This is a genomic window from Coleofasciculus sp. G2-EDA-02 (assembly GCF_040226375.1).
In the GTDB taxonomy this organism is placed as follows: domain Bacteria; phylum Cyanobacteriota; class Cyanobacteriia; order Cyanobacteriales; family Coleofasciculaceae; genus Coleofasciculus.
In genome coordinates, this window is the sequence record NZ_JAVKEW010000123.1 from 1 (window position 1) to 7,950 (window position 7,950).

6 protein-coding genes are annotated in these 7,950 nt (G+C 47.6%); 3 read left to right on the forward strand and 3 right to left on the reverse strand.

Annotation, left to right across the window (positions count from 1 at the left end):
- Positions 1–374 precede the first annotated feature (374 nt).
- On the reverse strand, positions 375–3,221 hold the full coding sequence (locus tag RLO19_RS14080) for a M16 family metallopeptidase (protein WP_446357302.1): 2,847 nt from the start codon (positions 3,219–3,221) through the stop codon (positions 375–377).
- Between the two features lie 154 nt (positions 3,222–3,375).
- Here RLO19_RS14080 and RLO19_RS14085 point away from each other — a divergent pair, with 154 nt between their 5' ends.
- A complete protein-coding gene (locus tag RLO19_RS14085; RefSeq protein ID WP_446357304.1) occupies positions 3,376–4,143 on the forward strand; it encodes a tetratricopeptide repeat protein in 768 nt (255 codons plus the stop codon).
- 80 nt (positions 4,144–4,223) lie between these two features.
- Here the strand turns inward: RLO19_RS14085 and RLO19_RS14090 are convergent, their stop codons facing one another.
- Positions 4,224–5,399, reverse strand: a complete 1,176-nt coding sequence (locus RLO19_RS14090; protein ID WP_446357306.1) for an aminotransferase class V-fold PLP-dependent enzyme — start codon at positions 5,397–5,399, stop codon at positions 4,224–4,226.
- A gap of 124 nt (positions 5,400–5,523) precedes the next feature.
- Here RLO19_RS14090 and rpsB point away from each other — a divergent pair, with 124 nt between their 5' ends.
- Complete coding sequence (gene rpsB, locus RLO19_RS14095; RefSeq protein WP_446357308.1) at positions 5,524–6,375, forward strand: 30S ribosomal protein S2; 852 nt, start codon at positions 5,524–5,526, stop codon at positions 6,373–6,375.
- A 94-nt stretch (positions 6,376–6,469) separates the two neighbouring features.
- Positions 6,470–7,084, forward strand: coding sequence for a translation elongation factor Ts (gene tsf / locus RLO19_RS14100; protein ID WP_446337842.1), 615 nt, complete (start codon positions 6,470–6,472; stop codon positions 7,082–7,084).
- 593 nt (positions 7,085–7,677) lie between these two features.
- On the opposite strand, the gene RLO19_RS14105 is transcribed toward tsf, so the two are convergent.
- A complete protein-coding gene (locus RLO19_RS14105) occupies positions 7,678–7,926 on the reverse strand; it encodes a zinc ribbon domain-containing protein (RefSeq protein WP_446357310.1) in 249 nt (82 codons plus the stop codon).
- Positions 7,927–7,950: the final 24 nt, after the last annotated feature.

The window sequence follows — 7,950 nt, forward strand, 5'->3', positions numbered from 1 at the left end:
TCAGTAGGGCGTTTTTGACTGCGCCATCCAGGGTTTTTCTCTGGAACTCTAAGAAGACGAGCAAAACGAAGGGACGCGGCTTTAGTTCGTCCCGTAGTATCCTCTTAGAATCCCCCGCGTTTTAACCGGGGGAGAAGTCAAATCTATTTTATGTATTCGTCTTAGTAAAAGTCAGGAGGTTGGGTTGACGCGCCGAAACCCAACAGAATCCTGACTTTCACGGTATGTGGAGCAACGCGAGTATTGATTATGTAGGGGCTCACTTTCACGGCTATCTTTTTGGTTACACCCAGATGTGACTCGCGCCCGCCCCGACTCAGGTTTCTAGACTTGCCGTGAAAAGTTAGAACAGAATCAAGGGCTCGCATCCCCTACTACGGACCCGCTGTTACGATTACCAGATTATCAGGATGGAGTAATTCTTTCGCCGCCTGATTGACTTGTTCTAAGCTAACGGCTTCAATGTGACGGACGAATTCTCGAAGTTCATTGGAGGTTAACCCATAAACTTGATTGTCGAGAATGGTTTGGGCTAAGTTGTCAGGATGGGCAAGTGTCACTGGATATTGGCTGGTAATTGAGCGTTTAGCTGTAGCTACTTCTGTTGCGGTAACTCCTTGCGCCTGTATCTGTTGCAGTAAATTAATCGTATTCGCGATCGCACCTTGAGCATCTTCGGGGGCTGTCTGCATTTCAATCACAAAGGAGCCGTCGTGTATTCCTGTCTGAAAGGAACTGTAAATCCCATAAGTTAAGCCTAAGCGATCGCGAATCACGGTGCCCAAACGACTGGCTAAGGTATCGCCGCCGACAATTTGATTGAGCACTAACGCCGCATAGTATCGCGGATCAGTGCGATTAATCGCGTCAGTACCCATAAATGTCACCGATTGGGATTTCCCTGGTAACACTCGATTGAGACGCACCACCCTAGGAGGTAGCTGAACCGCAGGAATCACTAGCTGAGGCGGCTTCCCTGTGGCTTTCCAAGTGCTGAATTCCTGTTCTAGGAGCGATCGCACCTGCTGGGGTTCAAAGTCGCCAACCAGCGTCAGGATGGTAGTATCGGGACGATAATACTCCTGATAGAATTGCACCACATCATCACGAGTAATTTGACTCAGGCTTTCAGAAGTCGGGAAACTGTGAAAGGGATGATTTACTGGATAAAGGGTTTGGGCTAAGGTACGCTGTGCCAAAGAAGCGGGGTCATCTAATTCGATTTGCAGATCCGTTAATCCCCTTTGACGGCTTAATTCCAATTGTTCCGCCGGAAATGTAGCCTGTTGCAAAACATCGCTGAGGATGGGAATTAAAGAAGACAGATCATTAGACAGAGCACTAGCACTTATAAATGTGCCTTCCCGCGCCGGATAAAATTCTAAATTAATCCCCCGATCCTCTAAACGTTGAGCAAGGAGCAACGCATCCTGAGTCTGAGTTCCATTCATCAGATTTTCAGCCGTGAGTTCCGCTAAACCCGACTTCTGAGGGGGATCATTTGCCCTACCTGCTGAAATATATCCATTTAAAGTCACCGTTGGCGTACTGCGATCGCGCAAAAGTAGCACCTGTATCCCTGAGTTTAAAATAAATTGTTCGGGTAGGGGTTGGTTTGTCGCCACGGTTGAATCAGAAACGACAGGGGGCAAATACTGGGCGACTTCTGCGGGTTCGGCTGGAGACTCAGCATAAAAATGTTCAGTTGTTTTACTAAAACTACCGATACCGCGACTGGGTTCATCCTGAATCTGAGTCGGTTTAAACAAGCCAACAGTACGTTGTTGCAGAGTAAGATACTGTTGGGCAACGCGCTGCACGTCTTGGCTTGATACTTGGGCGATGGCGGCTAAATAGCGATCGATGAAGCGATAATCCCCCGCCGTGGTGTGATCCACCCCTAATTGAAACCCTTGACTCGTGACATCGCGGTTTTCTAGAATCAGTCCTGCTTTGAGTTGAGCTTTGGCGCGGTTGAGTTCAGCATCACTCACGCCTTGGTTTTGTAAAGACGCGATCGCCTCTTGCAGGACGCTATCAATCGCGTTAAGATCTTCACCTGGATCAGTCGTAACAAATAGAGCATACCAGCCCTTAGCCCGGAAATTCGCTGCATACCCCCCCGCATCACTTGCCAATCCAGACTCCACTAAACCTTGATAGATTCGGGAACTACGTCCTGATGTCAAAATATAATCCATCACATCAATCGCCGGGACATCGGGGTGATTAATATCAGGTAGAGGGTAAACCACCTGCACCAGCGCCGCACTACCGGGTTGTTGCAAAACAACAGGATTCTCCCCTGCTTCCCCTAGAAGGGCGGGTTTAGTCAAGTTATCGGTTTGGCGCCATAAGTCATCCGTCAAACCCGCCCCTACACCCCCTGCTCCTCTATCCCTTGCCGTATTGGAACCCACCCTGTCTAAATCCTGCTGACTGACACCGATTGTACCAAAATGCTTATTAACCGCATTCAGAACCCTGTCGGTTTCAAAATCACCAACAATAATCACAGTGGCATTGTCTGGACTGTAATACGTGCGATAATAATCCTTAATCTGCTCCAGGGTAAAACGTTCCACATCGTCCTGAGTGCCACCAACGGGTAAACCATAGGCATGGTTAGGAAAAACTTGCCCCATAACCGCACTATCAAGGCGATATTCTGGGTCATTTTCATACCCTTCCAACTCTGAGATGACCACCCTTTTCTCCGTCGCGAGTTGTTCGCTATTAATCTGGGTATTTTGCATCCGATCCGCTTCTAGAATCAGCAGGGCTTCGAGTTTATCGCGCTTAACGGTGTTGTAATATGCCGTTTGATCGTAACTGGTGAAGGCATTCGATTCTGCCCCTAAAGCACTCAGCAAGCGACCAAATTGAATCGGGCGATTGGTCGTGCCTTTAAACATTAAATGTTCGAGCTGGTGCGAGATTCCATTTAATCCTGGCGGTTCATTGCGCGAGCCGACATTATACCATACCTGGACAGTGACAACAGGGGCATAATGGACTTCTTTGGTGAGAACGGTTAAACCGTTGTCCAGTACAGTTTGGCGAACCGTTTCCGTTAGCGAAAGCGGGGAATCGGGTTTAGGGTTGGGTACAGGGGGTTGAGTCAAAGTTGCTGTATTGGAGAAAAGCAGTACGGCACTGAGGCACAAGCTAAAAAGTAGAATGGGCAAGAAATAGCGATTGAGAAGATGAAACCCAGGCATACGGTTAATAATACTGCTCCTGTGATTTGAGCATTGTACCCTCTAGAGGAACCTCAGAGAATCCGAGTCGCCGAAACCCACCGATAACAAGGACGATGAATCAAGGATATACACTGAAACAATAAACCGTTGCAAACCCTTTCCCGACAAGCAGATGATTAAGCGGTTCTGGCAATGGCTCGTGCGGCTAATTCAGCCAATCTTACCGCCCTTCCTCAAACCAAAACGACAAAGGCGGCTTCAAAAACACCTTAGTGATGCAGAGTATCAGCAGCTATTTCGGCAACTGCTAACTGGGGTGAATCAGGGATGGAACCGGGAACAGATATTACAACATTTGGGATATCACAGCAGCGATCGCTATTTTAAGGTGTGGCTTTTTGAGTATGGGCAGCAGTTGCGGCAATTGCCAGAAGCGGATCATCAGTTTGCTTGGCAGTTATTGCAGATGAGTGGGGTAGGATGTGGAGAATTGGGGGAAATTGCCGCAGAGATTGGTAAGGATTTGTTGGCGAAACCATCAAGGAAAGGGGAGGAAGAGAAAGAAGATAAGGGGGACGAGGATAAATGGGAAAATGCCGATGATGATGCCGCCGCAGCTTTGTTAAATCAAGGGAAACAGCAACTGAAAGCCCAGGATTTTCTCGGTGCGATCGCGTCTTTTGAGAAAGCGATTCAACTCCAACCCGACTCCCCCGAAGCCTGGAATAATCTGGGTTTAGCCTTGGGGCATCTGGGAGACTATGAAAGTGCGATCGCATCTTATGAGAAAGCGATTCAAATTAAACCCGATTACCAATTAGCCTGGTACAACTGGGGTGTAGCGCTGGATAAATTAGGAGAGAAAGAAAGGGCGATCTCACCGATTGAATCTTCAAAAGACGCCAAGGGTATCCGAGATCCCAAAAACCAACACCCATAGAAACCCTGTTGGGGCGATATTCTTAAACTATACCCGACAATTTTGCTGCCATCCGCCTTATCCCCGTTCCCTGTTCCCTGTCAAACCAAAGACGCCAATGTCGTACAAAATCGCTCAACTTCGGCTTCAGTGTTGTAATAATGAACCGAAGCCCTTAACACAGACATAAACCCCCGTGCATCCATATCTAATCGCGTACCTTGGGCAGAAGAAACCGATATATTAATCTTTTCTTGACTCAGTAATCGCTTAATTTCACTTGGTTCTTTCCCCTCCACCGTAAAGCTAACAATCCCACATTTTTGCTGACCTAAATCCTGAACCTTAACCCCATTAACATCCTTGAGTTGATCACGCAATCTTTCAGCTAAAACACAAATCCGGCGTTCAATCGCTGCCAATCCCCAACTTAAGGCATAATCAACAGCCACCCCTAAACCAATTTTTCCAGCATAGTTCGTTTCCCAATTTTCAAACCGACGGGCATCTGAACGAATTTTAAATGTATCCCGACTCACCCATTCAGCCGCTTGCATATCCAAAAAAGGCGGTTCTAATTGCAAAATAACCCCTTCTCTGACATACAAAAATCCAGTTCCTCTGGGTCCGCGTAAGTATTTACGCCCTGTAGCTGAGAGCATATCGCAGCCAATTTCATTCACATCAATGGGCATTTGCCCCACCGATTGACAGGCGTCGAGTAAATATAAAATACCCGCCTCTTTTGCCACTTTCCCCACTTCCACGACTGGGTTAACTAACCCGCCATTGGTGGGAACATGGGTAATCGCAATTAACTTCACCCGCTCATCAATTGCTTGGCGTAATCCAGCAATGGAAATTTGCCCAAATTCATCATTCGGAATCACCTCAATTGTTGCCCCTGTCTTCCGGGCAACTTGCAGAAAAGCAATGAAATTACTACCATATTCCGATACACCTGTAAGAATGCGATCGCCTTTTCCTAGAGGAACGCTATAAAACCCCATATCCCAGGCTCTTGTAGCATTCTCAATCACGGCAACCTCCTGGCGCTGACATCCTAACAAAGTCGCCACCGCATCATAAACCCGTTCCACTGCCTCAAATTCCTGTGCCGCCGCTTCATATCCACCGATTTGGGCTTCTAACTGTAAATGCCCAACCACAGCCTCTAAAACCGACTCTGGCATTAATGCTGCACCCGCATTATTGAAATGTAAAACAGTCTCACAGCCCGGTGTGTCTTGACGGGCGCCTTGCCAATCCAATGTCATGAGCAAAAATTATGTTACCTTAGGAAGGTTGTCACAAATCGCACATTCAGGGTTTCGGGTGTTTCCCTCACAGGAAATCCGCCTGAATGGAGGATAAACCCGAATTAAGGAGTTTAAATTAATTATGCCAGTCGTCTCTTTGGCTCAAATGATGGAGGCAGGGGTTCACTTTGGTCATCAGACCCGCCGTTGGAACCCGAAGATGGATCAGTACATTTATACTGCCCGAAATGGAGTTCATATCATTGACTTGGTGCAAACCGCCCAGTTGATGGAAGAAGCCTACAGCTATATGCGAACCGCTGTAGAACAAGGTAAACGCTGTCTTTTTGTCGGTACCAAGCGGCAAGCAGCGGGAATTATTGCCCAAGAAGCTAGTCGTTGTGGCGCGTACTACGTCAACCAACGCTGGTTGGGTGGAATGTTGACCAACTGGGAAACGATTAAAGGGCGGGTTGAACGACTCAAAGAACTCGAACGCCGCGAAGAAAGTGGTGCCCTTGACCTCTTGCCGAAAAAAGAAGCAGCCGTACTGCGCCGTGAACTGGGCAAGCTGCAAAAATATCTGGGTGGCATCAAAATGATGCGGCGAATCCCCGACATTGTCGTCATCATTGACCAGCGCCGGGAATACAATGCCATCAAAGAGTGTGAAAAACTCGGCATTCCCGTGGTGTCGATGCTTGATACGAATTGTGACCCGGATGTGGTCGATATTCCGATTCCCGCCAATGACGATGCGATTCGCTCGATTAAACTAATTATTGGCAAGTTAGCCGATGCCATCTATGAAGGGCGTCACGGTCAACTGGAGACAGACGACGAGGAGCAAGAGTTTGCCCAAGCCCTAGACGAGATGGAAGACGATTACAGCGACGATGTGGACTCCTTTGAGTCAGACATGGAGGAAAGCGAGGACAGCGCCGAGGAGGAAGGCGAGGACAGCGCCGAGGAGGACGAGGACAGCGAAGAATAAGCAATGATGCATTTGCAGGTCTACCCGATACACTGGGGTTATCTGTCCGTTGTTCACCTGCACTGACAAACAACAAAGGAGGAATAAAGGCAAGATGGCGGAAATATCAGCAAAACTCGTCAAAGAGTTACGGGAAAAAACTGGCGCAGGCATGATGGACTGCAAAAAAGCGCTCAAAGAAAATGACGGCGATATGACCAAAGCCATCGAATGGCTACGTCAGAAAGGGATTGCTTCAGCCGAGAAAAAATCCGGTCGGGTGGCGGCTGAAGGAATTATCGGTAGCTATATCCACACGGGGGGACGAGTTGGTGTCTTAGTGGAAGTTAACTGCGAGACGGATTTTGTTGCCCGTCGCGAGGAATTCCAAGCCTTGGTTAAGGATATCGCGATGCAAGTTGCGGCTTGTCCGAATGTCGAGTATGTGTCGGTGGATGATATCCCAGCCGCTGTTGCCCAAAGGGAAAAAGAAATTGAAATGGGGCGCGATGACCTGGCAAAGAAACCGGATAATATTAAGGAGAAGATTGTTCAGGGTCGGATTGAGAAACGGTTGAAAGAATTATCGTTAATTGATCAACCCTACATCCGGGATCAAAGCAAGTCCGTCGAAGAGTTGGTCAAAGAAACCATTTCCCTGTTGGGGGAAAATATCCAAGTACGTCGCTTTACCCGTTATGTTTTGGGTGAGGGGATTGAATCAGAATAAACTCACTTCGCTGAAGAAGTAGCCGCCCAGACAGGTCAACCAAAATAGCAACTCAACTAACTGTTGTTTATCGTGGTGCCCACCAGTAATATAGAGACGTTGCAGGTAACGTCTCTATATTTCTAGAGAAAGTAGAATGTGGGGTGTAGGCTTGCGCCCTGCCCTTGTGGGAAATAATTTTCAATCTCCTAGTGGACTGACACAGCTAAAATGTTGGAATAGGTTGTAGGTTGGGAAAACGCAAGGAAAACCAACAGAATCTAGGGCTCGCATCCCTTACTAAAAGCCAAATCTAATCTATCAAATTAGGTGTGCCACGCCGCCATCCTAGTGGCGTGGCACAAGTAATTTGATGAATTAAAATTACGCCCGGAAACCGTAGGGGCGCATGGCGTGCGCCCGATTCAATGGTAAAATCTATTCCACAATTTTAGCTGGGTCACGCCAGTAGGTTAGATGGATGAAGAAAATATCCGCCGTAACCCACCCATATTCAGGCGATAAATGTATTGAAATTGACTGAATTTTTGGGTAGATGTTGGGTTCAACTGTGCAAGTAAATTAAACAAGTTCGTAGTTAGGGATGTGAGCCTTTAATTCCTTGATTGACACTCCCACGGCGATAGAGCGCGTGGGATTCTGTATTCAACGTCAAAACTTGCTCTACCAGGCTTGCGCTCCTGTTGCGTAGAGGCTCCAACTCCTACAGCTTTACTTTGGGGATGCCCTCCCCTAGATTTTGCTTTGAGCAAAATGTTTATCGCCGCGTTCCAATCTCTTTGCAGAATTAATCCACACTTACAAACGTGGGTTCTTGTGCTAAGGGACTTTTTTACAATCACTTTGCACTGACTGCATTCAACAGA

Excerpts from the sequence above, each read along its gene's own strand:
- rpsB (WP_446357308.1), top strand. The coding sequence starts at position 5,524 with ATGCCAGTCGTCTCTTTGGCTCAAATGATGGAGGCAGGGGTTCACTTT.
- RLO19_RS14080 (WP_446357302.1), bottom strand. The coding sequence starts at position 3,221 with ATGCCTGGGTTTCATCTTCTCAATCGCTATTTCTTGCCCATTCTACTT.
- RLO19_RS14090 (WP_446357306.1), bottom strand. The coding sequence starts at position 5,399 with ATGACATTGGATTGGCAAGGCGCCCGTCAAGACACACCGGGCTGTGAG.
- tsf (WP_446337842.1), top strand. The coding sequence starts at position 6,470 with ATGGCGGAAATATCAGCAAAACTCGTCAAAGAGTTACGGGAAAAAACT.
- RLO19_RS14085 (WP_446357304.1), top strand. The coding sequence starts at position 3,376 with ATGATTAAGCGGTTCTGGCAATGGCTCGTGCGGCTAATTCAGCCAATC.